Here is a 26,882-nt window from a genome sequence, read left to right on the forward strand (position 1 = left end):
TTTGGGGTAAAAATAAAGATTGCTTTTGAGAAGTAAAAAAATGTAGCTGTTTTACAAACAGGCTGAAAAAATCAAAATATGTCTGAAAAACGGTCTGATTGCCTCCTGGTGACGCTGGCCCTAATGCTTGACAGCAGCGGCTTTCCAAAATCAAGCCAGATTTTTGCTGGAAATATAAGTGAGCCGAAAACATTGAAGGAAATGATCAATGGGTTGGAAAAAAAGGGTCAGAAGCCAACATCTTTGAACCACAAAAAGCAACCGTTGTGATGGATGCCGGGATTGCATCCGAAGATAATATTGAGTGGCTCAAGGAAAATAAGTATCCTTATATTGTTGTCAGCCGTAAACGGCACCGACAGTTCAATGACGATGAAACTGTTGTGGTCGAGCAAGATGAAGATTGTACGGTAAAAGCACAAAAAGTGATTGACTCGAAAACCGATGAGGTATTGTTGTATAGCAACTCAATACAGTGTGAAAAAAAAGAACGAGACATCAATCATAGATTCACAGTACGCCTTGAGGAAGCCCTCAAATACCTTGACGAGGGTTGCATATCAAGGGGCGGTTGAAAAAATACGATAATGTTATTGAAAAAATTGGGCGATTAAAACAAAAGAACTTCAAAGCGTCCAAGCTTTATCAAATAGATATTTCCAAAGATGAAAAAAGTGGTAATGCCTTTAAAATCAAGTGGACTCGCAATGCCGAGCCGGATACAAAAGATGGGTTTCCCGGAGTGTATTGTCTTAGAACGAGCCACAAGGATCTGAATGAAGAGACACTCTGGCGCACCTATACCATGTTGACAGACCTGGAAGCCGTTTTTCGTTCATTAAAAACTGAGCTGGGAATGCGGTCCGTTTTTCATCAGACCACAGAACGGGTAACAGGCCATCTCTTTCTAAGTGTCCTGGCCTATCATTTGGTTCATAGTATTCGATACCGGTTAAAAAAAGCTGATATTGTCACCAGCTGGTCAGGTTTGAGGGAGCAATTGAAAGGGAAAATCGAATCATTATTTCAATGCACAGCAAAAATGGTGACATGGTGCATGTAAGAAAAAGCACTTGGCCGGAGCCAAGACAACAGGAAATTTATTCTGCTTTGGAGATCTGTTCACTCCCTGGTACAACAACCAAGAGAGTTATAAACAAAAGTAGAGCCATAACGGACATCTCAAAAATGGAATAGACTGTAATCATGGATATTTTTAACCCTTAATCGAAAAGATGGGTAATTAATAATTATCTATCCAGACCAAAGGAAAGTACAGAAAAAATATATGGGACTGTTCAATCCTGTGTCTCCCTATGGCCCGGCCGGTGACCATCCAAAGGCCATTGACTATCTGGTCCGGGGAGTAAAGGCGGATGAAAAATACCAGGTGCTTTTGGGGGTGACAAGGTCGGGCTAAACCTTGACCATGGCCAACATCATCAGCCAGATGGAAAAGCCAAACCTGATCATTGCGCCTAACAAGACCCTGGCAGCCCAGCTTTACAATGAGCTCAAAATGCTGTTCCCTGATAATTGTGTCGAGTATTTTGTCTCCTATTATGCTTATTATCAGCCCGAAGCCTATATCCCGTCTTCAGATACCTATATTCAGAAAGATTCTTCCATCAATGAACTGATCGATAAAATGCGGCACTCGGCGACCCGGAGCGTTCTGGCCCGAAAAGATGTGATCGTGGTGGCATCGGTCTCCTGCATTTACGGCCTGGGGGCGCCAGAAGAGTACCTGGATCTGCGGGTGACCCTGGACAGGGATATGGAAATCTCACGGGAGGATGTGAACCGTAAATTTGTGGATATCCAGTACACTCGCAATGACGTGGATTTCCACCGGGGCACTTTCCGGGTCCGGGGTGACCGGTTGGAGATATTCCCGGCCTACGAGGAGAACAAGACTATCCGCATTGATTTTTTCGGGGACACCATTGAAGAAATCAGTGAAATTGATGCCCTGCAAGGTACGGTGATCAAACAATTTGACCAGATGGCCATCTATCCGGCCTCCCATTACGTGACCAATAAAAAGACCCAGAAGCAGGCAGTGGAACGTATTGTGATAGAACTTAAGGAACGCCTGGCCTTTCTGAATGACCATAACCTCCTGGTGGAGGCCCAGCGCCTGGAAGAACACACTCGGTACGATCTTGAGATACTGGAGGAGATCGGGTATTGCAATGGCATCGAAAACTATTCCCGGCACCTGACAGGTCGTGCGCCGGGCCAGCCACCACCCACGCTTCTGGATTATATTGATCAGGATTTCCTGCTTTTTTTTGACGAAAACCATATCTCGGTCAGCCAGCTTGGGGCCATATACAAGGCCGACCGGTCCAGAAAGGAGACCCTGGTCAAGCACGGGTTCCGTTTGCGTCCGCCGTGGACAACCAGCCGTTGAAATTCGAAGAATTCAAGGGCTTGGTGCCCCGGACCATTTTTGTGTCTGCCACCCCCGGGGATTATGAACTGAAAAAGGCAGGGGTCCGGGTGGCCGATCAGATTGTCTGGCCCACGGGGCTGCTTGATCCCCCGGTAGAGATCCGGAATGCCAGAATGCAGGTTGATGACCTGTACCAGGAGATACTCAAACGGGTGGAGGCCCAGGAGCGGGTGCTGGTGAAAACCCTGACCAAAAGCATGTCAGAGGATTTGACCGATTACAATTCAGACCTGGGTATCAAGGTAAAATACCTGCATTCGGACATCGGCACGGTGGAGCGTATTGATATTATTCAGGATCTTCGACGGGGCCTGTTTGATGTGCTCATTGGCATTAATCTATTGCGCGAAGGCCTGGATATCCCGGAAGTTACCCTGGTGGCCATTCTCGATGCGGACAAGGAAGGTTTTTTGCGTTCCTTTCGCTCGTTTATTCAGATTTTTGGCCAGGCAGCCCGTAATGTCAATGGTCGGGTTATCATGTATGCGGAAAAAGAGACCGGCTACATGAAGCATGCCCTGACAGAAACCCGCCGCCGCAAGATCCAGGAGGTGTATAACCAGACCCACGGCATTACTCCTGCCACCATCAATAAAAAAATAAGCGCTTTTGATTACACCATGGCCGACATGAATGCAATTCGGTTGAAACGTCCGTAAACAAGGAACTCAAAGCCTACGATACGGATGAGTTAAATCTGGACGATGTGATCAGAGACCTTGAGGCAAAAATGAATGAAGCGGCAGAAACCCTGGAATTCGAGCAGGCCGCACAATATCGGGATAAGATCTGGGAATTGAAAAAGATCAAAACAGCCCAGCCATGATCCGTGATCAAAATAGTCATGGCTTTGAAAATAATTAATAATATTTTATATTTCAAATAAATAGCGGCTTAATCAAAAACAAGACCCCAAAACGCGACATGAGCCTTGATTTATAATCAAAGAGATGATGAGTCAAGAGCAGACTTGCCCTCTTTGAGACCCCTTTGAAATCAATTTATAGGAAATTATTCCGGTATGAATTGGAACCTGATGAAATAGGTTAAATCAGAAAAGTCACGAATTGAAATTTTGCATTGGAGGCCAAACGATTTCAGGATGAAATCAGCATAATGATTGGCAGGCGTTCTTTTCCGGGTAAATCTGGCAAACCGAAGACAAAAAATTGATAAAAAACGTATGGCGGTAGGAATGCCGGTTACCCGGCACCCCCCGCACAGATCCGTACGTGAAGGATTAGTTCATACGGCTCCTACCTTGGGTAGCTGATGCGAAGTCGTTGCTGCTTTGCGGATTCTGTCCAGGACACTCAATGCTTGTTCCTGCCTCTGGGTGCAGGTCGCAGGCGGCTTTTCAGAATTTCCCTTGGTCATCGTCCTTTCCTTCTGTGCCTCCGCCATTGCTTACCCAATCTTGTTCGGTACATTCTTCGGTACTATGTCGATGTCTGACTTCTCAACGGCGTTCATGTCAGAATTGCGGCCATAGGCCTTCCCTGACCGATCCAGCTCCCTTGTTTTGGCTGCTGGATACCGCTGAGATCTCCCGGTTCTCAAGCATAGAGTGTCTACGCATGCACAGGTTATTATACTCCGCGTGGCCGTTGTATGACTCGCTGTTTACCGTTGCCACAACGTGTTGCCTTCCCCTTCAGACCACTGGGTCGCCACCCCGGATGGGTGATTTCGGAACTTAATAGTTGGCCTGCGTTTCCCTCTGTCAACGCTTCACGTGCAGCCTCGCGACCACCCGCACATGACTCGGGACCATGATGGAGCAGCTTCTCCTTCAATGTAGGGCTCTTTCATCCCCTACTCTATGCCGGTTTATCCCGGCGCTTTCGGTCTATCCCCTATTATTTATAATAAAATAAAGTCTCCCCGAACTTCCTCGATATAAAATTCTTTCTTATCTTTGTCATTCAGTGGGATATGAAATTTTTTGGACACTGTGGAATAGATTACACAATTACCATGAAATAAATTACATATTTTTTTTGATAGTTACATACGTTGAGTATAAGTTTTTTTAAATGCCTATGTAACAACTCGATATGTAAAGTTTTTTATTCTATTGTCGTTTTTTTGTTTATTGTGGTACGAATCATGAATAGTTTTAAAGTGAACAATTCCCTAAGTTAAAAAGGAGTGAATTATGAAAAGTCTAAAAATATTACTGGCAAGTGCGTTTTTATGTCTCTTTATGACCACCAGTGGTTTTTCTCTAACTATTGTGGGTGGTTCTTTTGATGGTGCTTATGTTGGCTATATAGACACTTTCATAGATATAACAGATGCTCTAAAAAACAGTGGTGAGAAAACTGAAACTGACTGGGTTAATGACATCCTCACATCCGAAACTGTAACTTATTATGCGAAAGATGAACCAGCATCGATTTTTTTAACGGATGATCCTAAGGGGACAGTGTACGCAGTCAATATGCCGACTCCTCCCGAGTCAGAATATTTTCTTGTTAAGAATGCACAATACTGGGCACTGTTTGCGAATCTTGCTGAAATGAATTGGGGTGTTTTTGATATTGCCGATCTTTCTCTTGATATGAATATCAACGAAATTCAAGTCAGCCATGTGACTCGCTTTGACTCTGGAGGCGGCGGTGGAGGCGGCGGTGGCGGGGGAGATCCGGTTCCTGAGCCCGCAACGATGATGCTTTTTGGTTTAGGTCTTCTGGGAGTGGCAGGTGTCTCTCGCAAAAGAATGTCCTGAAAATAGTGCACAATTCATAACAAATTTTACTTTTGTTGTTGCCTAAAAAAAAGAGGGTTATCTAACTTACCTCAGAGTGTTAGGAGAGTCTCCACAAATAGTGGGGACTCTCCTATAATGAGTCATTCCGTCTCTTTCATTACTGCATCCCTCAATTTCAAGGGTTATTGATATTATAACAGGGCCGATATATGCACCTGATGTCACAATAGTGATCTCCGTAGTATGGGTTCCACGAGAAAGCTGAAAGGTCCATATGCACGTCAACATCGACAGGAATGGCCCCTGAATCAGGTACTATTAATAGCCAAGTCACATCAGAGCTTGCAACCCGGTAAAAAGCTCTTTCACTGGAATTGGTGATCGTAAGTTTCTGAGGTAAAACCCAAGTATCATTACTCTCTTCAGCAAAATATAACTCAGTGGGAAAGACGTTTAATATGGGTGGCCTGTCAACCATTTCAAGTGTATGGAGCCAGATATGACCGCCGCCGCTGTCTCAGGCCCAAGCGACTCTTATTCTTTTTGGCATCAGACTGCTGGGGCTTGTAAGCGTTTCAAGAAGAAAAAAATAATTCAGATTTAAACATGTCATGGAAAAAGGCAGGGTGGAAAAGTTAACCCTGCCTTTTTTATTCCGTTTGTTTTTCGAAAGGATTTTTGTCCGATTTAAACCCTTTCTCTTTCCGTTGTGCGGCAGCCCAAAGTCAGGACTGCCACATGAAAGCTACTTGTAAACCGTTATAGTCTCTATCCCTTCATTTCCTGCTGTATCAAATGCCTTCACTGAAAACGTGTAAGCACCTTTTGACAGCTTACGGGTATTCCAGTTCCACCTCAATTCGCTTTTATATTTTACCGCTTTAAGCTCGCCGTCCAGAAAAAGTTCCATCCGGCTGATGCCGCTGTCATCCGAAGCCGACGCCTGAACCTTTTCCAGGTCTCCAATGGATGCACCGTCCTTGTGTGAAGAGATGGTGACAATAAGCGCTCCAGTGTCTTTAAAAATAACGTTGTCCACGCTCACACTGATTACGCCGGACTGTCCCGAGTTTCCGGCAGTGTCATAGGCCACGGCCACTAACTCGTAAGTATCATTGGCATCAGTCGTGGTGTCCCAGAAAAATGAATAGGGAGATGTGATGTCTTCATCAAAAAGCTCACCGTCAACGTATAGTTCAACCCGATCCACACCTCTCTCGTCCGCCGCTGAAACGCTTACGGTCAAACTGCCGTTGACGGTTGTATCGTTCTGGGGTGATGTGATGGCCACAGAAGGATCAATGGTATCCTCGTCAGGAGCAGCACCCAATGCAGTCAGGATGCTCTCAAGGGCGTTTACCCTGCCATAACCGAAATATGTATCAAACCTCGTGCTTCCCAGAGCGTCAGCACTCTGGGTGAGGATATCCACAACCTGGGCATTGGTTAAGGACGGATTGGCTGAAAGAATCAGGGCAGCTACACCGGCGGTGATGGGGGATGAAAAGGAGGTCCCGTTCCAGTTTCCATACCCACCACCCCGGGTAGTTGTCAAAATGTATGCCCCCGGTGCAGATATGTCGATCCAGTCCCCATAATTTGAAAAACTTGCCAGAGTGTCGGATGACGTGGTGGCGGACACCGCTACCACATTGGCACAGGCTGCAGGATAGTATGGTGTGTCAGTTGAATAGTTATGGGCACGGGCAAAGATAGCCGCACCCTTGTTCCAGGCGTAATTAACTGCATTCTGCAGGGTGGAAGAGTAGCTTGATCCACCGATACTGATGTTTATGATCCTGACGCCCTGATCAGCCGCATAATTCATGGCCCGGGCGATATCATAATACGTGGCATAATCATTGGCGTCTAAAATCACCAGGGGCATGATTGGGCTGTCCCCTGCCACGCCGGCAACGCCGGTAATGTTATCGGTTATGGCTGCGGCAGATCCGGCTACAGCCGTGCCGTGTCCGAGAACATCCTGGGTATCTGTATTGTTTTCAAGAAAGTTATACCCGGCAATAAGATTGCCCGCAAGATCGGGATGGGTGGAGTCAACACCGGAATCAATGATGGCGATGGGAACGCTTGGGGAGCCCGTTGTCAGATCCCATCCATCGGGCGCTGAAATCATCGGCAGGTGCCACTGGGAAGAGTACCGCTCATCATTGGGCACATACCCTGATTCTGCAATGAAATTTTCTTCTACAAACTGGATATTCGGATTCTTTGACAGCGCCTTTTTGACCTGTTCAAGGGCATGCTCAGGCACTGTGATCCGATGTACTCTTATGTTTTCTATCTCTCCGGCTGTGGCAGCACCATGGGAGTGAAGAAGCTTATCCACAGCCCCTCTTGTAACACCCGGACCTGGATAAGTAGTTCCCCTGGTACAAATTTTTTACTACTGCCTGCCTGGACAAGGCCAGATCCGGCCAGGATCATGACCATTACGACGGCAATAATCATTATTGTTTGCAAGTTAGTTTTAAATTTTTTTTCACGTTGGACCCCCAGGTGTAGAGGAATCACAGCACAATGTTGACTGACAGCAAAAATAAAAAAGTTGGGAAGACTGTGTTTACGCCAAAAGTCTTTTCCAACTTTTAGGATAAAATTTTCAATATCAAGTCGATAACACATATTCCGGCATCTGGGAATACAACGCTGCATTTTTCATCAATTCTGAATATGAAACGTTTTCTGTCGAAAAGCTCGCACAAAGACACTAAGACACAAAGATTATATTTGATTTTATGGCTCTTTGTGCCTTTGAGACTTTGTGCGAGAATAAAATCGAGTAGGGTGAAGCGGAATGATCTTTCCCGCTTCATCCCGGTAACAGAACCGTACGTACGGGCCTCGTATACGGCTCCTGTATATCCTTATCCTATATCAGTAAGACAGAAATCACTGTCTGTACATTCCTCATGTCAAACAGACCAAGTTCCTCAAAATACTTATTGGGAAGTGAGTAGCTTGCCAGAGGGCTTGATGAGTTACGCCAGGAGTTCATTTTGATACATTTGAACTCTCCTTGGTATCCAAGCTGTCTTAATCGACGATGCAGGCGGTCGGGCTTTTTCCATAACTTTAACTGTTTGGCTCGAAGGCGTCGCCTTATCCACTGAAACAATCTTTCAAACACCTGTTTACAATTGGCAATTCTGAAGTAATTGGCAAATCCTCTGCATACCGGATTCAGATCCTTTATTACTGTTTCAAGGTTTACAGGTGAATTTCGACGGGTGATTAGCTTCACCTTGTCTTTAAATGCTCTCACCTTTTTATTCTGGATACGGGTAAATCCGGTATGGATTATAACCCCTAAGAATTTTACGTCCTTAAAACTGTGTATAATATGTGTCTTTTCCTGATTCACTGTCAACGTCAAAGAGCCTTCCAGGTATCGTGTCGCTTGCTCGCAGACATTCTCAGCCGTTTTTTTCGTTTTTTTAAAGATCAGGAGTCGAGTAGCCCGAGGGAGCTTCCCCCTCAGGCTCTCACAGAACCGGACGTGAACGTCTCCGCTCATCCGGCTCCTATCGTCCAGCCACTGCATTCATCAATCTCCAGTGGGCGAATAAGTTCGGCTGTCTCCGTGCTATACGGTTCAGCCACTGTGCCGCCCTCCGTCGATGACACCGCAGGCGTTTATATTTCCTGGTTGCCCACATCGCCAGTCGACGATCCAGGCACCTCAAGGTAGGGTACAAAGCAGATTTATAGTATCGACCATAGTAGTTGATCCATCCTTGAATGATTGGATTAAACATTTGGGATAAATCCTCCAAATCTTTGTCACTACGTTTGGGCCAATTCCAACCACGTGAAGTATGCCGAATTGCTTTAGCTGCTTTATTGCTGATTGCAGGAGTAAAGTTGATAAAATACTTCCCCCATTTGTTCTTTGATCTCCGGGCACGGTACGTATAACCAAAAAAATCAAAGCGTGTAAGAGCAAAATCTTTCCGCCGGTCACCATCCTTACAATAGACAATCTTTGTCTTTTCCGGATGTAGCTCCAGCCCTACCTCACTCATACGCTCATTCAGCCTTCTTAGCAGATATTCTGCCTGGGCCTGGTTTTTACAGTGACACACTGCATCATCGGCATATCTTTCAAATGGTATAGACGAATGTTCTCTTTCCATCCATTTGTCAAATGCATAATGCAAAAATAGATTTGCCAACAAAGGACTAATAACTCCCCCTTATGCAAAGAAAGTAATTATGACAAGTAAGCTTCAAAACCAATCATAATTCAAGGATTTCTTATTGATTTACTTAGCATAATCTCCATTGATTGTGGCAGAGCAAAAGCTCAATCACCCATTAAAGGAGATTATCTTATGCAAAAGAAACCATTAAATGAATTGTTACAAGATTTGGAGCAGGAGCTATTGCGGCTCGGTTACACTGAAGGCTCTATGAAGTTTTACCGCAACCGTTGGAAGAAAATTATCCAATTCGCTGAGGAGCGGAATGAGGTTTTCTATTCTGAGCAACTTGGAATCGAGTATATCGAACACCACTACCAGATCCTGAAAAAAGATTTTGATAAAACACTATCCCAGAAAGATACGCAAGAACTCCGCATCATTCGTATGATTGGAGATTTTCAACTTCACCACACTGTCCTCAGACGGTACTACAAGCACAGGGACCTGCTTTCAGATCCTTATTACAAAGAGATCAGCAAAAATTTTAAAAAATACTGTGAGCAAAAGGATTATTCCAAAGTAACCGTAGATCATTACGTGAAGCAATCAGAGCGTTTCATGGATTATCTAATTTCAAATGGAATCAGTGATTGCCATGATATCGATATGCCTGCTGTTAACGGGTATATACGGACACTGGCTGGATATACCTATAAAACTGTGGAACAGAATCTCTGCTCCATACGTTCTTTTTTAAGGTATCTTCTGGAAAAGGAGATCTTGAAAACGGACCTGGCTTCTAAGACACCAATGATTCAGGCTCGCAAACAGACACGCATCCCATCCGTTTGGACGAAAGATGAGTTGGATACACTGATAGGCGCCATTGTCCGGGGAAATCCAAAAGGAAAAAGAGATTATGCCATTATCCTACTTGCCTGTGTGCTAGGTCTGAGAGTTACTGATATTAAAAACCTTACTTTTGATTGTTTCCACTGGGAGACGAAGGAGCTGATATTCACCCAGTCAAAAACAAGGGAAACAGTAACCCTGCCGCTTCCTTCCGAAGTTGGATGGGCCGTTATTGATTATCTGAAATACAGCAGACCCAAAGTGGATTCTCCTATTATTTTTGTAAGACATCTGGCCCCTTTTTTGCCTTTTTCAGAAAAAGATCATCTGCATCAGATAATCCGTGATTATATGCGGATTGCACATCTGCCTACATTAAAAAAGCGTCGTGGCATGCACTCTCTTCGCCATACGGCAGCTTCAAGAATGCTTGAGCATGGTACTCCGCTTGTTGTCATTTCGGATATCTTGGGTCATATGGATACAGACTCTACAGCAGTTTATTTAAAAGTGGACATCAAAAAATTAAAAGAATGCTGTTTGGATACACCGGAGGTGCGCTCATGAGAAATTACCTGTTCAGTGGTCCATTTGCAGAACACATCAAAAATCATGTCCAGTTGAAACAGGCGGTTGGGTATAAATATGACGCAGAAGCAAAGCACCTGTTAATATTTTCCTCCTTTACCGCTGAAAAATATCCCGAAGCGTCAATCCTATCAAAGAAAATAGTACTGGAGTGGTGCGCAAAAAGAAGCTATGAGGCACAGGCCAACCAGTGTGCAAGATCATCCATCCTGCGACAACTTGCAAAATATATGGATGGCATTGGGGTCCGCGCATACGTCCTTCCAAAGGGATATTATTCTGCAGCACAACTGTATGTCCCCCACATCTATACGAAAGATGAACTGAAGCGATTTTTTTACCAGACAGATCAATGTTGTTACGTCGGTGAATGTTTATATCGACATCTCATCATGCCGATATTTTTTCGGATCATTTATACCTGCGGCCTTCGCTCTTCGGAAGCAAGACTTTTGACAGTAGAGGATGTGGATATAATTACAGGTATGCTGAGCATTCATCATTCAAAGAAAGACAATAGCCGCTTGGTTGCGATGTCAGACCAACTTACAGAACTATGCAGGAATTACTCTGAAAGTGTGCATAACCTTTCAAAGGGATCTGATTGGTTTTTCCCAGGACTGAATGGAAAACCAATGACTATAGTAAACGTCTACCATAATTTCAGGCGATTCCTATGGAAAGCCGGTATCTCCCATGGAGGGAGAGGAAAAGGCCCGAGAGTAACTGATTTTCGTCATACATTTGCCTGTCACTGCCTAAAAAGATGGGTGACCGAAGGAAAAGACATTGAAGAATATTTTCCTGTACTGAAAACATTTATGGGTCACTACTCCTTTAAGGAAACAGCTTATTACCTGAGGCTAACGGCTGATATTTTTCCGGATATATCCATCAAACTCGAAGGATGTTATCCCGAAATCATTCCCCAACTGGAGGGTGATGGCGATGAAACCTACTGATTTTGCGACTCATCTTACTGAATTTCTCTCCGTATATCTGCCCCGGCAGAAAAATGCCAGTAAAAATACGATAGCATCCTACCGTGATACCTTTAAACTGCTGCTCCGTTTTTGTTTGGAACAAAAGGACATACCTGTCGAAAAACTGAACATGAGCATGCTGAGCCATGTAATAATTACTGATTTTCTTGAATGGCTTGAAGAAGAACGTAAATGCTGCATTGCAACCCGTAATCAAAGGCTTGCAGCCATTCATTCCTTTTTTAGGTATGCCCAATACGAAGAGCCATCAGGAATCCTTCATTTTCAAAAAATAATCGCCCTGCCGATCAAGAAAGCACCCAAGCCGTCAGTACCGCATCTGACACCGGAAACAATGAAACTTTTGCTGTCACAGCCGGATAAAATGACTGCAAAGGGCCGACGGGACATAACGCTTTTAAGCGTCCTTTACGATTCTGGATGCAGAGTGCAGGAATTAATCGATCTCAAGATACGGAATGTTATCCTGGACAATCCAGCGGTGCTGATTCTTACCGGCAAAGGTAATAAAATACGTAGGGTTCCACTGATGAGAAATACTCTGGTTTTGCTTCAAAATTATCTTCAGGAGCATTCCCTTGATAAAGATTGGAAAAGGGACTATCCGCTCTTTATCAATAAGCAACGAAACAAACTCACCAAGGAAGGCATAGCCTACATAATATCTCAATATGTTGGTCCAGCAAAAAGGATGTCTGCAAGTATGCCAAAAAAAGTAACGCCGCATATGTTCAGACACAGCAAGGCAGTTCACTTGCTACAGGCCGACGTTAACCTTATCTATATCAGGGATTTTCTTGGGCATCAAGATGTCAGAACCACCGAAATTTACGCAAAGTGTGATTCTGAATTGAAACGTCAGGCAATTGCGAATGCATATCCAGATATTGTCGATAATAATCTTCCTGATTGGAATAAGGATGCTGCATTACTTGATTGGCTTTCAAATCTGAAGTAGTCGTGATTTTATGCAAAGTAAATCCCGTGAAGGTGATGTAAATTTGGTGGTCTTAGCGAGTTACTTTGCATAATCGTTTACTTCGCATAAGGCGGGGTGATCAGTCCTTTAATCGCAAATATTTACATTGATGCCTTTATCAGTTTATGATGGGTAGGGGACACCGGATAGTAAGATATGCCGATGATAGTGTGCCACGAAGGCATGCATTGATGTAATATTAACAGTGCAGTCATGCTGCACAAAAGATGAGGGAGGGCCCCTCGAAGCCGCCATGCAGGTGGAGGCTTCAAACCACCGTAAGCTGCGTCGGTTAAGAGCCGGGGTGGTGAGCGTTACGGAAAAGGCAAGACCAGATTTTGTCAGGTGTGTTTCAAGGAGACGAACGCAAGTGAATCACTATTGAAGTGTCGAAAGCGTAGGGACGAGGTCAAAACCGGGGGGTAATCGTTACCCCGGGATAAGTTCGGCGGTTACCTGTTTACTGGCCGAATGGTCTCCGGCATGAAGGTGGCGTGAACTTGAGACAGGCTTTTGTGTGGAACGTGGGAACCTGTCGCTCTGATGGTAAGGGAGAAATACAAGTGGAAGTCCCACAAGTATGAGAGTACCAATGCAGAGCACAGGGGCGGAGCAACCCGTAGTAGTGATGAAGATTCTGTAATGGAATTGGAGCGAAGGGGAAGCATTGTCCAGCTTGAAGTAAAGAAGACAACTGGAAACAGGAGGATTGGATTGAACCAGGCAAAGCCGTTTTGTATACCTAAACTTGAGGTATGGGAAGCATATAAACGGGTAAGAGCAAATAAAGGGGCGGCTGGCGTCGATGGGCAGTCGATAAAGGAGTTAGAGACATATTTGAAGGGTAACCTTTACAAACTCTGGAATCGAATGTCTTCCGGCAGTTATTTTCCACCACCGGTACTTCGGGTTGAAATACCCAAAGGTGATGGTAGGATGAGACCGCTTGGAATACCAACGGTATCGGACAGGATTGCCCAGCAGGTCGTTAAACAGTATCTGGAGCCTGAGTTGGAGAAATGTTTCCACCCCGACTCCTATGGTTATCGACCGGGTAAATCTGCCTTGGATGCAGTTGGCAAGGCACGTAAGAATTGCTGGAGATACGATTGGGTTCTGGACCTTGATATTAAGGGATTTTTCGATAATATCGATCATGATCTCTTGATGAAAGCAGTACGCTGGCACACGAAAGAGAAATGGGTGCTCCTGTATATAGAGAGGTGGCTGAAAACCCCGATTTATATGACGGACAAGACACTCGTCTATCCAGAGAAAGGGACGCCACAAGGTGGGTTATGCAAAGCTTTGCATAACCCGCCTTGGGGACTGCCTTCTGTGCTTGCTTGCCAGTTGCCGTTTTCCATTACCCCGCGTGTCAGGAACATCCTTACCAAATTCAGGATACTACCGTCTGTCACACGCTTTCTGATTGATTTGAGGATAATCTCATGATCAAGCGTATCAAAACATTTGGACAAATCCATGTCCACAACCCATTTGAACCCATATTCACGTATGAACAGCTGAGCTTTAGATATGGCATGGTGACAACTCCTGCCAGGCCTATATCCGTAACTGGACGGATGAAAACCCGGGTCGAATATTGGCTCCAGGATTTCCCGAAGGACCTGCTGTACAACGCGGTCACGAACCGTAGGAATGCCAAGTTTTCTTATTGCCCCTCCCGGTTTGGGTATTTCTACACGCTTCACAGGTTGAGTGCGATATTGCTTGGCTTTCAGTTCGTTAATCAAAATGGATAAATTCTTCTCCCGCGACTTGTCGAAGTTCCCAATGGTCTGCCCATCTATTCCGGCAGCGCCTTTCGAGGCCTTCACTTTTTTGAACGCATTCTCCAAATTTATGTAAGATAGCATTCTGTCATACAGGCTGTAGTAAATCTTAACCATGTCGTTTTCTGCATTTCCTTCCATTGCTTATGATCTGTTGCCTTGGTTCTTCTCCCAAATCATCCTGCATTCTATCCTTACGGCAATTTACACGATAAACTTGGAATACTCCATTGGACGGCCTGAATCAGCAGTGCATCTGTCACAACTAACCGCTGATAAAGTGCCCTGCTCCGTCGAGCAGCCTGTGTCCGGCACAAATATCACTTACAGTTTCCAAAAAAATATTCAGATATACTTCCTCCCTTCGCAACTGACCAGGCTTTTGGTTATGGCCAGTCCCTGCAAACAGGCTACAGGTCATTCCGGTTTTATCCTCCACACTGTTACCAGGCTTCATTGGCCGGAATTTCATTACTACTACGGATTTATCTGCCACCTCTCACCGCATCGGTTTGTCCTGAGTTTCCTCTTGATTTCACTTATCCCATAAGCAAGGAAAACAGTATGAGGCTTCCCCGGTTAAGGCGAACTCCCTGTGAGCAATGCCATCCTCAATCACACCATGGGCCTGACCAGGTAAGGGGCTTTGCGCTATTTTGCACGCTTACCCACCCATAATGCCGATTCTGGTTTGCTTACGCTATATACTGCTGCTTCCTTCAGACCCTGCCGTTACCAGCAACGCCCTTGCAATTCAGAATGTCTTCCCCTTGGTCGGGGTGACGCCTGCGTTTCGGAGGCTGGGGTTGCCCGCCATGCCGGGCAAACAAAAAAGGCAGGGTGGTAATTCAACCCTGCCTTTTTAGATCACTTGTTTTTCAAAAAGCTCTTTGTCCGATTTACACTCTTTTGCTTTCCGTTGCGCGGCAACCTGAAGTCAGGATTGCCGCCGCATAGTTATTTGTAAACCGTTATGGTATCGATCCCTTCATTTCCTGCCGTATCAAATGCCTTCACTGAAAGCGTGTAAGTACCTTTTGACAGCTTCCGGGTATTCCAGTTCCAACTCAATTCACTTTTATATTTTACCGCCGTCAGCTCTTCGTTCAGAAAAAGTTCCATCCGGCTGATGCCGCCGGCATCTGAAGCTGACGCCTGTACCGTTTCCCTGTTGCCGATTGATGCACCGTCCCCGGGTGAAGTAATGGTGACGACAGGCGCCTCAGTGTCTTCAAAAATCACGTTGTCCACACTCACATTGATTGCTTCGGATACACCCTGGTTCCCGGCTGTATCAAAGGCCACAGCCACTAACGCGTACGTTCCATTGGCATAGGCCGTGGTGTCCCAGAAAAATGCATAGGGAGACGTGATGTGTTCATCAAGAAGTACGCCGTCAAGGTAGAGTTCCACCAGAGCAACACCGCCCTCATCCGTGGCAGAGACATCCACAGTGATACCGCCACTGACAAGCGCACCCCCCTGAATGGATGTAATAGCAACAACGGGTGCCTGCGTATCATCGTCACTTTCATTTGCCACAGTCACTGTAATGACACTGGACCAACCGGCATTTCCTGCGGTGTCATAGGCCACGGCCATTAGTTCATGATCGCTGTTTGCATAGCCATACGTGTCCCAGGAAAAGGTGTAGGGCGAAGTGGTATCAGATGATAAAAGTTCACCGTTAACGTGCAGTTCAACCCGATCCACACCCCCTTCGTCCGTTGCTGAAACGCTAACGGTCAAGCTGCCGTTGACGGTTGTATCGTTCTGGGGTGATGTGATGGCCACGGAAGGATCAATGGTATCCTCTTCAGGCACAGCAGCCAATGCCGCCAGGATGCTCTGAAGTGCGTTCACCCTGCCGTAACCGAAGTAGTTATCAAACCCCGTGCTTCCCAGATCGTCAGCACTCTGGGTAAGGATATTCACGACCTGGGTATTGGTTAACGACGGGTTGGCTGAAAGAATCAGAGCAGCTACACCGGCGGTGATGGGTGATGAAAAGGAGGTCCCGTTCCAGTTTCCATACCCACCACCCCGGGAAGTTGTCAAAATGTATGTGCCTGGTGCTGAGATGTCGATCCAGTCCCCGTGATTTGAAAAACTGGCAAAGGTATCTGTTGAGGTGGTGGCGGACACCGCTACCACATTGGCACAGGCTGCAGGATAGTATGGTGTGTCGGTTGAATAGTTATGGGCACAGGCAAAGATAACCGCACCCTTGTTCCAGGCGTAATTAACCGCATTCTGCAGGGTGGAAGAGTAACTTGATCCACCGATACTGATGTTTATGATCCTGACGCCCTGGTCAGCAGCATAATTAATGGCTCGGGCGATATCATAATACGTGGCATAATCATTGGCGTCTAAAACCACCAGGGGCATGATCGGACTGTCCCCTGCCACGCCGGCAACGCCGGTAATGTTATCGGTCATGGCTGCGGCAGATCCGGCTACTGCCGTGCCGTGTCCGAGAACATCCTGGGTATCTGTATTGTTTTCAAGAAAGTTATACCCGGCAATAAGATTGCCCGCAAGATCGGGATGGGTGGGGTCAACACCGGAATCAATGATGGCAATGGGAACGCTTGGGGACCCCGTTGTCAGATCCCATGCGCCGGGGGCTGAAATCATCGGCAGGTGCCACTGGGAAGAATACCGATCGTCATTGGGCACATACCCTGCTTCTGCATAGAAATTTTCTTCTACAAACTGGATATTCGGATTCTTTGACAACGCCTTTTTGACCTGTTCAAGGGCATGCACAGGCACCTTGATCCGACGTGTTTTTATGCTTTCTATCTCTCCGGCTGTGGCAGCATCATAGGAGTTGAGGAGTTTATCCACAGCACCTTTTGTAACACCTTGTTTTACCTGGATAAGTAGCTCCCCGGGTACAAACTTTTTACTGTCTGCCTGGACAAGGCCGGATCCGGCCAGAACCAATACCATTGCGATGGCAATGGTCACTATTGTCTGCAAGTTGGTTTTTAATCTTTTTATCATTTTGGACCTCCATTCGTTACTTGCCAGGAAACAAGCATCCATAAATGGAGGTGACTTGTTTCTTCGGCAACTCGGCTATCCGCCAATGACGGACCCATAAGCTTTGTGAACCGTGGTTACCCACGGGTTACCTTTGTCGGAAACGTTCTGCCGAAGTGTTAAAGCAAAAGATATACCATCGTTATGTAAAAAATAAAAAATGTCTTCTCCATTTTTGTTGATATGCCTTTCCTTTCCCATTCAAAATTTTGGTTTTCTATAACAATTGACATCTAACACACATGAGTTAACGATAGTTAAACAATGTGGTGAAATATCATTAAATAATTAACCTTCTCTGATAAAACATTTAATGACCATGGCAGCTTTTTTCTTCCATGGGATGGGGATTTCCTATAAAATTGGGGACTAAAATTGGCAAAAATTGGGCAAAAATTGTCAAAATTGGGGACAGACACAAAATTGGGGACACAAAATTGGGGACAGACCACGATTTTACACAAAATTGGGCACAAAATTGGGCAAAATTGGGGACAGACCACGATTTTATAATTGTATCTTCTTTTAAATCAATGTAAATTGGCATTATGCCAAGACGTCCGAGAATAGTCGTTCCCAACATCCCTCTTCACATTATTCAAAGGGGGAATAACAAGCAGGCTTGTTTCTTTGCCGATGATGACTACTTGTTTTATCTTAAATGGCTTGAGGAATATGCATTAACCTCGGATTGTCTAATCCACGCTTACGTTTTGATGACAAATCATGTCCATCTGTTGCTGACCCCTAAAAGTAGCAGCAGTGCCGGGGATTTATTGAAACGTCTGGGTCAACGGTATGTTCAATATATCAACCGAACGTATAGAAGAACGGGTACCCTATGGGAAGGAAGGTATCGATCCTGCCTGGTTCAAGAGGAGACATATTTGTTGACGTGTCAGCGGTACATAGAACTAAACCCGGTCCGTGCGGGTATTTTAGAACACCCGGGAGAATTTAGATGGTCGAGTTATCGTCATAATGGGCAGGGAGAAATGTCGGATTTAATTACACCACATATCCTTTACCAGGGTCTTGGCGAAACAAATGACCAAAAGCAATCAACTTATAGGGAATTATTCCGGTATGAATTGGAACCTGATGAAATAGATCAAATCAGAAAAGCCACGAATGGAAATTTTGCATTGGGGGCCAAACGATTTCAGGATGAAATCAGCATAATGCTGGGTAGGCGTGCTTTTCCGGGTAAAGCAGGCCGACCGAGGACAAAAAATTCATAAAAAACGTGGTCTGTCCCCTATTTGTCATGGTCTGTCCCCTATTTGTTTTTTCCCCTATTTGCTTTTGTTTTAAAAACGTGGTCTGTCCCCTATTTGCCTATTTGTCACTATTTGCTAAAACGTGGTCTGTCCCCTATTTGCTACACCCTATTTGCACCCTATTTGCACCCTATTTGCACCCTATTTGCATTTTGTCCCCTATTTGTTTCCCCTATTTGTTTTACATCTTCAAACCAGGAAGAATATGGCACTTTCAGGTCGCCCCTCACAATTAGGCAACACTTTCTTTTGCTTCTATTGATAGGGTAAGCCCCAGTGAACCCAATATTTTATTCAGGCTCGAAAGATTTGGATTCCCTTTTTCTGACAACATTCGGTACATAGTCTCTCTGTTAAGATTCGCTTCATTGGCAATATATGAGATCCCTTTTGCCTTGGCAACATCCCTGAGTGCTAACATAAATACTTCTTGTGACCCTTCTCTAAGAGCCTCGTTTAAATATTCCGTAGCATATTCAGGATTCTGCAATCTTTCCATAAGTCCTTCTCTATAATTTGCAGTAGCCATCATTCTTCTCCTATATGCTCTTTCCAATATTGGTGTGCTTTTTTGATATCCTTTTTCTGGCGGCTTTTATCACCAGCGCAGAGCAAGATAACGACCCTATTCCCTTCAAGGCCGTAATAAATTCTGTAACCAGGGCCATATGGAATCCTTATTTCATGCACATCTTTTCCGACACTTTTTGAGTCTCCGAAGTTACCAAGCCTCAATCTTGCGATCCTTACATCAACCTTCGCTTGGGCTCTTAAATCCTTTATGGAGTTAAGCCATTCTCTGAAAGGGATATTTCCCTCTTTGGTGACATATTCATGTATGATTCTTTCCCTTGCTTCCATCTTCATTAAAGTAGCTTTTAAGCTACATATTGTCAAGTTTATTTAATTGTAGACAGGAATTCGTTTTTGATAAGATCAGTAGATAGTGGCTGACCGAAAACCCCTTTGAGATGCCTTCGGATGTCCTCATAAATCCTCGATGTTCATCTCTCCAAGGGGCTATGCGAGGTGTGATGTTCTTTTTTTGCTGATCTTTGACAATTGAGCTTGATTTTGGACGTGACTATCCCTTTTCACTAGAATCGTCCTCTTTCTCTGCTGTTTTGGTTTAGCCAGATTTACGTTGAATCCGTTTTAGCTCTTTTTGTTGAATATGATGTCCGATAATCTGGAGATTCCTTGCCAGAACGGACAAACTGACATACCGCTTAAAACCATGAATGCCATGATCCGGGCATCTATCCAGACCATGGTTTTCTAATCCGTTGACGGCGGACTCAACTGCCGAGTGTTTTCTCTTGGATCGCCGGAACTCCTCGGCTGTTTCTTCTTCAAATTCAGCTTTGTTTCGCTTCCCTTTTTCGGAAGCACCAGGAGAGTGAAATTGTCTTTCAAAGCTTTCTTATTTTCAGGACTGTAGAAACCTTTGTCAAAACTGCATCCTTTGAGGTTTGGGAACTTGCTTTGAGCGGCATCGACCATGGCAACGGCCACCTTATGCTGGTCATGATGGCGGACAGACTGGGACTACGCCCTGGGTGGCCTGGTTCTCACCATTGTCAACGGCCAGTTCAATTTTAAGGTTCTAATGGAAGTGGTCCACCAGACCTTTAGCATCACTGCCTATATTGTTGCCATAGTGATCGGGGCCACCTGTTTTGCCCTGGTATTGCGGGAACTGGGCGGTGACGCCCTGGTGGAAGAAACACTGACAAGCCTGCCGTTCGGCCCCTACGGCATCGTGGCCTCTATTCTTGGTATTGTATTCTTTTTGGGATTTTTTCTGGACTGGATTGAAATCACCTTGATCATCCTGCCCCTGCTGGCATCGGTTATATCTCACTTGAAAATTAAATATGGTTGTATAGTATAGATGATTTGTTAAAAACAATACAACAAGTGATGAAAAATATAAACAAAAATTCGAGGTTTAGAAATAACTCAACAAAAAAATCATATAGAATCAGTCATTTAATAACCCGATTTAAGGGAGATTAAATGTGGAGTGCATCGACGACGATTTATGCCTTGCCGACAACTTCTTGAAGTGTGGCTGCATTCACGTGCTATACGACCACTGTTTTTTCGAAAGGGACACCCTTACGCAATTTCCAATTTCCAGGAATCCAATGGGCCTTGAGGTCTGACGAACGAAAGGCGTCGTGGACGAGCCTTGTGTTTTCTGGCTGGATGATAATAAGGATAGAAGGATAGGAACTTGATTTGAGAATGCTGTACCACCTGCCGGTGTGGGACATCCTTTTAACCGATCAACTCTCCAAGGCCCGAGGCCCTCTGGGTTCTTTGTTCAACGGCTGCGGCAAGAATCACTTCATGGGGACAGACCAGAGTGAACCAGGACCTTGCCCGGGTAATGCCCGTATACACGAGCTCCCGGGTGATCACGGGAGTGACGGTCCCTGGGAGAACCATGGCCGTGTGATCAAACTCAGACCCCTGGGATTTATGGACGGTCATGGCGTAAACCGTTTCAACGTTTGAAAGCCTTGAGGGGAGCAGCAGTTTCAACGATCCATCACCCATGGGAAACACCACCCTCATGCCCCGGGTGGTTGGCGCCACAATGCCCATGTCCCCGTTCATGAGTCCCAGGCTGTAATCGTTGCGGGTGACGAGCACGGGCCGTCCAGGGTACCACCCCTGGGTTGCGTCGATAAGGTCGGATCGATACAAGACATCGGCAATGGCAAGATTAAGGGCTTCCACCCCCCACTCCCCCCTTCGAAGGGGGGTGAGCACCTGGAACTGGTTAAACCCATGGAGCACGGCCTTGAGCCAGTCGGTCTCAGAACCAAAGGCTCCGGGACCCTGGGACAGTGTTTCAAGGAAGACGCGATACCCCTGGGGACCCTCTTTGCCAGTGGTGGTGGAATGGCCGTCCAGGACCAGGCGATGGAACCGGTTATCGTGGCAGGTGGGCACCCGCACCTGAAAGATATCTGAAAATCCCTGGCGCCAGACTTCGGCCACCCCGTTTTTATCCCCCTGGTTGACCGCCCCTGCAAGGGCGCCGATCCCGCTGTGTTCACCAAAGCGGTGGCTCTTTCTCAGGACAACGATCTGCTGGTCAATTTCCCGGCCCGGACCTGAAAATTCGGAAAGATCAAACCCTGTGGCCTGTTGCAGAAACGCCACGGTCGCCGGCAAAAAACAGGCGGTGGCCGGGCTTTCGCAAAGATCGCCAAGGACAGACCCCGCCTCCACCGAGGCAAGCTGGTCCTTGTCCCCGAGGAGAATCAGCCTTGCCCCCGGGGGAATAGCCTGTAAAAGCGCATTCATCATCTCAAGGTCGATCATGGAAGCCTCGTCCACCACAAGAAGGTCCACATGGAGGGGGTTATTCTGGTCGTGGATAAAGTTGCGGGAATCGGGCCGGGAGCCCAGCAGCCGATGAAGGGTTGAAACCGACTTGGGCATCTTTTCTTGGACCGGCAGACTAAGCCTGTCAACGGCCTTGGCAATGGATTCTGTCAACCGGGCCGCAGCCTTGCCAGTTGGGGCTGCAAGGCTGATGCGCAGTCCCCTGCCCGCTTCCATGGCAAGGGTCTGGAGTATCCCTAAAAGCTGAACCACGGTGGTTGTTTTGCCCGTGCCAGGGCCGCCCGAGATGATGCTCAGGGCGTTGGTGGCTGCAATGGCTGCGGCAACGCTCTGCCAGTGAATCTCGGTTTTTTCGTTTTCTTCGGGGGTTCGCATCGCCCCGAATATTCCATCAAGACGTTGTTCAAGATCATGGGGAACATCTATTTTCTTTGCTGACAGCCGCTTGATCTGTTCGGCCACCTGGCGTGTGCAGTCCCAGTATCGCCGAAGATAGAGACGCCCGGAAACCAGGGCAAGGGGAGTGTTGCCCGTGTCCCCTCCCACCAGGGGAGAACAATCAAGATGCTGTTCCCACAGATCCTGTGTGACGCCCGAGAGCAGTCGGGACGGGGTCAGAGTCTCCTTTGCCGTCATCCCCTCGGGGGGCAGGGCAAGCACACCATCCGGATCCGCCAGCAGCGGCCCAAGGTCAAGGCAGATATGCCCCCGGGCGAGCTGATGGCTCACCAAGGCGGCTCCCAGGAGAACAAGGAAACCCGCGTCCTTTTCCTGGTGGTGCAGAAAGACCACAAAGGCCCGGTCAAGGGGCCTTAACCATCCCAGGGTTGTCCAGGTTTCCACAAGTTGTAGAACGTCGGGAAATTCTGAAAGACCGTTCAATGCCGAGGGCGTCAAACCATCATGCGTATGGGCCATGTTCACCTCCCCCCTGGAAAAACCGGTCAAGGGTTTCGATCAGGTCCTTGGGGGGCCTGTCAAAATAGACCCCCTGGCCCGTGGAGTTGACGCCCCTTAAAAAAAGGTAGACCGCCCCGCCAAGGTCGCGGTCGTAATCGTAATCAACAACCCTTGACTTGAGCAAACGGTGAAGGGCCAAGGTGTAGAGCACATATTGAAGGTCATAACGATGGCCCAGCATGGCCTGGTTCATGGCGGCAGCGTCATAGGCCCCGGCCTCGTCCCCCAGGTGGTTGGACTTGTAATCAAGGATGTAATACCGGTCCTTGAAGCAGAAAACCAGATCAATAAACCCCTTTACCATGCCGTTTAACCGGTTGGGGTTTAACACGGGCCGCAGGTTGCCCGGCAACACATGGGAGCAAACCAATTGGTCAACCTTCCCCACGGCCACCCCGTGGGAGGCAAACATGAACTCCATTTCCGGCCGGCACTGCTGCTTGCCAAGGTCGGCAAGGGTGAATGTTACCCCATCAACGGTCAGGGGCACGGTCACAAAATCCATGAGCCAGTCAACCAGCACCCCTGTCCACGGCTCCCATCCCCGGGCAACACAGGCCCGTTGAATGTGATCCAGGGCCAGGGGTCTGTCCTGTGCAACCCTGTCAAACCCCTGGATTGCGGCCCATTCAAGAAGGTCGTGGAGAAAGGTGCCTGGCTCGGGTCCCCTTGGAAACCCATGGATGGACAAGGCCGGTGAATGAATATTGGAGACCATGGCCATCTGGATCTGCTGTTCCTGGATCTGTTCCTCCTGAATCTGGGCTTCCTGGAGCTGGGCCTCCTGGAGTTGGTCCTGGGAGGCTGAGTCGGGCACCTCCACATCCACCGGGAAGGCTACCACGCCTTTTTCAGGCATGGCCGCATTGGCAAGAATGCCCGAGTAGCTCGTGATCCGCCAATTGTTGGGAATGGTTCCGTTGAACAAGCGGGCAGGCAACAGAGACGGCAATTCCGATCCTGGCACGAACATCTCCTTGCCAGGCGGGGGCAGCGGGGTAATGACAATGGCGTCGCTGCCCCCCTTTAATTCGTTCAAAAGCCCTGGCAGTTGAGCTGTTTCAACCATGGTTTGTCCTGCCATGAGATACCCCATGGCCGATTCGTGGAGGGTGGTGACCTCCCCTGATTTGAGGGTTTTTCCCATAACGCCGATGCCGAGGAAACAGGCAAAGCACGAACGGGTCAGGGCTACATAGAGCATCCTTAATTCTTCGGCCAGACGCTCCTGGTCTGCAGCTTCAAGGGCTTTGGCATCCGGGTTGACAACCAGGAAAGGGGTACCGTCAGGGTCATGGGCGGTTACCACGGAAGCGTTGGCCTGGGTGAGTTTTCTGGCGCTGCAGGCAAAGGGCAGAAACACCAGGGGATACTCAAGACCTTTGGATTTATGGATGGTGATCACCCGCACAAGCCTCTGGTCACTTTCCAGTCGGAGGATATCATCCTCAACGCTGATCTGGGGACGTGCGATCTGGTCCCCGAGCCACCGGATCACCCCCTGCTCGCCATCAAGGGCGGCTGATTCTGCCTGGAGGATTTCACCCAGGTGAAGCAGGTTGGTCAGCTTTCGTTCTCCTGCAAGGGTCGACAGCAGACGGGCCCCCACATCAAACTCGAAAACCAATGCCCTGACCATGGGCAGCACCCCCTTGGTGCGCCAGGTCTTCTGGAACGATTTAAACTGAATGACCGCGGTTTCCCAGGCAGACTCGTCATTGTTGAGTGTTTCAAGGGTTTTCAGGGAAAGATCCAGAAGGGGGGTGGCAAGTGCCGCCCTTACGGCCCGCTCGTTGGTGGGATCAAAACAGGCCTTGAGGATATAAACCAGGGAAACAGCCTCCTGGCTCTCAAACACAGACTCCCGGTCCGACAGGTAGACCGACCTTACTCCCCTGAGGTCAAGGGCCGACCGAATGTGCCGGGCCTCATTTACATCCCGAACAAGAACGGCAATGTCCGACGGCACCAGGGGAACAAAGGATCCGTCCTTCTGCAGGAACCCTGCACCCTGGGGCCGCTGTTGTCCCAGGTTGAGCAATCTCACCATTTCACTGGCAGCTGCCCCTGCCATGGTGGAAAGGTAGCCGTCAGGGCCACCCTTTGCAACAGGGCCGTCCTGCATCTGCCACAGGGTCATGGGCACAGCTGCCTGCCCTTCGACCATGAACGTCTCATCCCTATCCTGGGCAAGGACCGGATCAAAGGGGATCATCTCTTTGAACAAAAAGGCGCCAAGGGGAAATTTTGCCCCGTGGCTGAAGATCTGATTCACCGCCGCAACCATCCCCGACGAGGACCGAAAATTTTTATCAAGGGTGTAAAGGCGATCCCCGGCGTCTTGTCTGGCCCTGAGATATGTGTGGATGTCAGCCCCACGAAAGGCGTAGATGGCCTGTTTGGGATCCCCGATCATGAACAGGCCTGATTGCTCTTGGTCAAGATAGATGGTGTTGAACAGGGTATACTGCACCGGATCCGTATCCTGGAACTCGTCGATCATGGCCACGGGAAACTGGGCGCGGATGAGCTGGGCCAGACAGGTGTCCGGGCGGGCAAGGGCCTGCCCCAGCCGCGTGATCAGATCGTTGAACCCCATGCGGGAGAGCCGGGCCTTGGCCGCCATGACACGGTCATTGATTTCACGTGCCCCATGGGCGAAAAGGGCCTGTTTAACATCAAGGCTGCCCAGGCTGTCGTTTAACCGGTCAAGGGCGTCAAAGGCAGGGTGGGCAGGCGGGGTTCCTTTCTTTGACGTGCCCTGGGCAAGGCCTGTTGCTGAGAATTTTTCAAGCACCGTATCAGTGGGCAGATCCCCCTGTCCATTGACCCAGCTGTCCATATCCGCGATCCAGGTGTCAAGGGAGGCCGGACGGTAGCGGTTGTTGTTCAGGGTCTTGTCTGCCCGGGCCTTCTGGACAAGGTCAATGGCCTCCTTGAAACCGGCCTGCCACACCCTCCGGGCCTTTTCAATGGCAGACCTGCGCTGTTCCAGCATCTGGAACGGGTCCAGGGGCACAGATTCAAGCCCTCCAGCATCAATGTCGGCATTGTTTATTCCAGCCATCAGAGGCCGCACCTTTTTCAACAAATCAGCAGGGGTGGTCAGACCGGTGGCCTGCCCAAGGGCCTGGAGGGTTTCAACATCCCTTGGATAAAAGTTTGTGCGCCAGAAGTCCCAGACTGCCTCTTCCAGAAGGTCGTCATCCCCGGGCTCAAGGGTGAGGTCAAACAGGGACAAACTGTCAAAGGCGTGCTGGAAAAGCATGCGCTGGCACCAGGCGTGGATGGTGTGGATGGCCGATTCGTCCATCCACAGGGCTGCCCGTTCAAGAAGATTTGCCATGGCAGGCAGGTCCCCGGGCGAATAATCGTCCTTGAGACCCTGGAGGAATGGGTCCCCCCCTCCCCTTCCCCTGAAAAAGGCACAGGCTTCGGTAAGCCGGGCCCTGATTCTTTCCCTGAGCTCCTGGGTGGCCGCATTGGTAAAGGTGACCACCAGTATTTCAGGAGGAACCAGGGGTCGTGAAAATCCGTTTTCCTTCCCATGGCCCAGCACCAGGCGGATATAAAGGGCTGCAATGGTATAGGTCTTGCCGGTTCCGGCACTGGCCTCAATGAGCCGGGTGCCGTGGAGGGGAAAGGTCAGGGCATCCAATTTCCGGTTCATGG

The 26,882-nt window shown here is 47.8% G+C and carries 18 protein-coding genes, 3 pseudogenes and 1 riboswitch; of the genes and pseudogenes, 10 read left to right on the forward strand and 11 right to left on the reverse strand.

The features are described from left to right. The first annotated feature begins 269 nt into the window (after nt 1–269). The 4 genes and pseudogenes from HRM2_RS25275 (at nt 270) to HRM2_RS25285 (ending at nt 5,189) form a co-directional block, all read left to right on the forward strand. A complete protein-coding gene (locus HRM2_RS25275) occupies nt 270–575 on the forward strand; it encodes a hypothetical protein (protein WP_015904479.1) in 306 nt (101 codons plus the stop codon). Next, a complete protein-coding gene (locus HRM2_RS25280; RefSeq protein WP_187149248.1) occupies nt 572–1,063 on the forward strand; it encodes a transposase in 492 nt (163 codons plus the stop codon). Before HRM2_RS25275 ends, HRM2_RS25280 begins: the two co-directional genes overlap by 4 nt. Nucleotides 1,064–1,288: 225 nt before the next feature. Further along, nucleotides 1,289–3,284 (forward strand): annotated as a pseudogene (gene uvrB / locus HRM2_RS28345) (excinuclease ABC subunit UvrB). Nucleotides 3,285–4,616: 1,332 nt separating this feature from the next. Continuing rightward, nucleotides 4,617–5,189 (forward strand): PEP-CTERM sorting domain-containing protein, encoded by a 573-nt coding sequence (locus HRM2_RS25285; RefSeq protein WP_015904485.1) that lies wholly within the window; start codon nt 4,617–4,619, stop codon nt 5,187–5,189. A gap of 727 nt (nt 5,190–5,916) precedes the next feature. On the opposite strand, the gene HRM2_RS13020 is transcribed toward HRM2_RS25285, so the two are convergent. The 4 genes from HRM2_RS13020 to HRM2_RS13035 all read right to left on the reverse strand — a co-directional run bounded on the left by HRM2_RS13020 (nt 5,917) and on the right by HRM2_RS13035 (nt 9,379). Then, entirely contained in the window at nt 5,917–7,521 is a 1,605-nt protein-coding gene (locus HRM2_RS13020; RefSeq protein ID WP_015904487.1) for a S8 family serine peptidase, read from the reverse strand. After that, nucleotides 7,473–7,643, reverse strand: coding sequence for a hypothetical protein (locus HRM2_RS27685; RefSeq protein WP_232364021.1), 171 nt, complete (start codon nt 7,641–7,643; stop codon nt 7,473–7,475). The genes HRM2_RS13020 and HRM2_RS27685 overlap by 49 nt, the downstream gene beginning before the upstream one ends. A 421-nt stretch (nt 7,644–8,064) precedes the next feature. Continuing rightward, nucleotides 8,065–8,736: a group II intron maturase-specific domain-containing protein gene (locus HRM2_RS13030; RefSeq protein ID WP_015904489.1), complete on the reverse strand. Its 672-nt coding sequence runs from the start codon at nt 8,734–8,736 to the stop codon at nt 8,065–8,067. Then, entirely contained in the window at nt 8,717–9,379 is a 663-nt protein-coding gene (locus HRM2_RS13035) for a group II intron maturase-specific domain-containing protein (protein WP_332306317.1), read from the reverse strand. The genes HRM2_RS13030 and HRM2_RS13035 overlap by 20 nt, the downstream gene beginning before the upstream one ends. Before the next feature lie 147 nt (nt 9,380–9,526). On the opposite strand from HRM2_RS13035, the gene HRM2_RS13040 reads away from it, so the two are divergent. The 4 genes from HRM2_RS13040 (at nt 9,527) to HRM2_RS28350 (ending at nt 14,215) form a co-directional block, all read left to right on the forward strand. Then, nucleotides 9,527–10,756 carry a site-specific integrase gene (locus HRM2_RS13040; RefSeq protein WP_015904491.1) on the forward strand — a complete coding sequence of 410 codons (1,230 nt, stop codon included), beginning with the start codon at nt 9,527–9,529 and terminating at the stop codon, nt 10,754–10,756. Further along, nucleotides 10,723–11,739: a tyrosine-type recombinase/integrase gene (locus HRM2_RS13045; protein ID WP_015904492.1), complete on the forward strand. Its 1,017-nt coding sequence runs from the start codon at nt 10,723–10,725 to the stop codon at nt 11,737–11,739. Before HRM2_RS13040 ends, HRM2_RS13045 begins: the two co-directional genes overlap by 34 nt. Further along, nucleotides 11,726–12,739, forward strand: coding sequence for a site-specific integrase (locus tag HRM2_RS13050; protein WP_015904493.1), 1,014 nt, complete (start codon nt 11,726–11,728; stop codon nt 12,737–12,739). The genes HRM2_RS13045 and HRM2_RS13050 overlap by 14 nt, the downstream gene beginning before the upstream one ends. Nucleotides 12,740–13,630: 891 nt before the next feature. Further along, nucleotides 13,631–14,215: a reverse transcriptase domain-containing protein gene (locus HRM2_RS28350; RefSeq protein WP_269719621.1), complete on the forward strand. Its 585-nt coding sequence runs from the start codon at nt 13,631–13,633 to the stop codon at nt 14,213–14,215. Here the strand turns inward: HRM2_RS28350 and HRM2_RS28355 are convergent. Next, nucleotides 14,137–14,697, reverse strand: a pseudogene (locus tag HRM2_RS28355) (reverse transcriptase domain-containing protein); the annotation flags it as partial. The gene HRM2_RS28350 and the pseudogene HRM2_RS28355 overlap by 79 nt on opposite strands. Before the next feature lie 816 nt (nt 14,698–15,513). After that, the gene (locus HRM2_RS13075; protein WP_015904497.1) at nt 15,514–17,568 is read right to left on the reverse strand and encodes an Ig-like domain-containing protein; all 2,055 of its coding nucleotides are present in this window, start codon (nt 17,566–17,568) and stop codon (nt 15,514–15,516) included. A 62-nt stretch (nt 17,569–17,630) separates the two neighbouring features. Continuing rightward, nucleotides 17,631–17,710: riboswitch (cyclic di-GMP riboswitch) on the reverse strand. Nucleotides 17,711–18,155: 445 nt separating this feature from the next. Between HRM2_RS13075 and HRM2_RS13085 the strand changes: the two genes are divergently transcribed. Beyond that, nucleotides 18,156–18,848 carry a transposase gene (locus tag HRM2_RS13085; RefSeq protein WP_015904499.1) on the forward strand — a complete coding sequence of 231 codons (693 nt, stop codon included), beginning with the start codon at nt 18,156–18,158 and terminating at the stop codon, nt 18,846–18,848. A 271-nt stretch (nt 18,849–19,119) separates the two neighbouring features. On the opposite strand, the gene HRM2_RS13090 is transcribed toward HRM2_RS13085, so the two are convergent. From HRM2_RS13090 to HRM2_RS26630, 3 genes and pseudogenes are all read right to left on the reverse strand, one after another. Further along, the gene (locus tag HRM2_RS13090) at nt 19,120–19,419 is read right to left on the reverse strand and encodes an addiction module antidote protein (RefSeq protein WP_232364023.1); all 300 of its coding nucleotides are present in this window, start codon (nt 19,417–19,419) and stop codon (nt 19,120–19,122) included. Continuing rightward, nucleotides 19,416–19,754: a type II toxin-antitoxin system RelE/ParE family toxin gene (locus HRM2_RS13095; protein WP_015904501.1), complete on the reverse strand. Its 339-nt coding sequence runs from the start codon at nt 19,752–19,754 to the stop codon at nt 19,416–19,418. Before HRM2_RS13095 ends, HRM2_RS13090 begins: the two co-directional genes overlap by 4 nt. A gap of 262 nt (nt 19,755–20,016) precedes the next feature. Continuing rightward, nucleotides 20,017–20,405, reverse strand: a pseudogene (locus HRM2_RS26630) (ISNCY family transposase); the annotation flags it as partial. A 58-nt stretch (nt 20,406–20,463) separates the two neighbouring features. Between HRM2_RS26630 and HRM2_RS13105 the strand changes: the two are divergent. After that, a complete protein-coding gene (locus HRM2_RS13105) occupies nt 20,464–20,781 on the forward strand; it encodes a TRAP transporter large permease subunit (protein ID WP_332306318.1) in 318 nt (105 codons plus the stop codon). A gap of 389 nt (nt 20,782–21,170) precedes the next feature. Here HRM2_RS13105 and recD read toward each other — a convergent pair whose 3' ends face one another. Together recD and recB are read right to left on the reverse strand one after the other, a co-directional pair. Then, a complete protein-coding gene (recD, locus tag HRM2_RS13110) occupies nt 21,171–23,168 on the reverse strand; it encodes an exodeoxyribonuclease V subunit alpha (protein WP_015904505.1) in 1,998 nt (665 codons plus the stop codon). Continuing rightward, nucleotides 23,152–26,880: an exodeoxyribonuclease V subunit beta gene (gene recB / locus HRM2_RS13115; protein ID WP_015904506.1), complete on the reverse strand. Its 3,729-nt coding sequence runs from the start codon at nt 26,878–26,880 to the stop codon at nt 23,152–23,154. Before recB ends, recD begins: the two co-directional genes overlap by 17 nt. Nucleotides 26,881–26,882: the final 2 nt, after the last annotated feature.

Source organism: Desulforapulum autotrophicum HRM2 (assembly GCF_000020365.1).
Classification (GTDB): Bacteria; Desulfobacterota; Desulfobacteria; order Desulfobacterales; family Desulfobacteraceae; genus Desulforapulum; species Desulforapulum autotrophicum.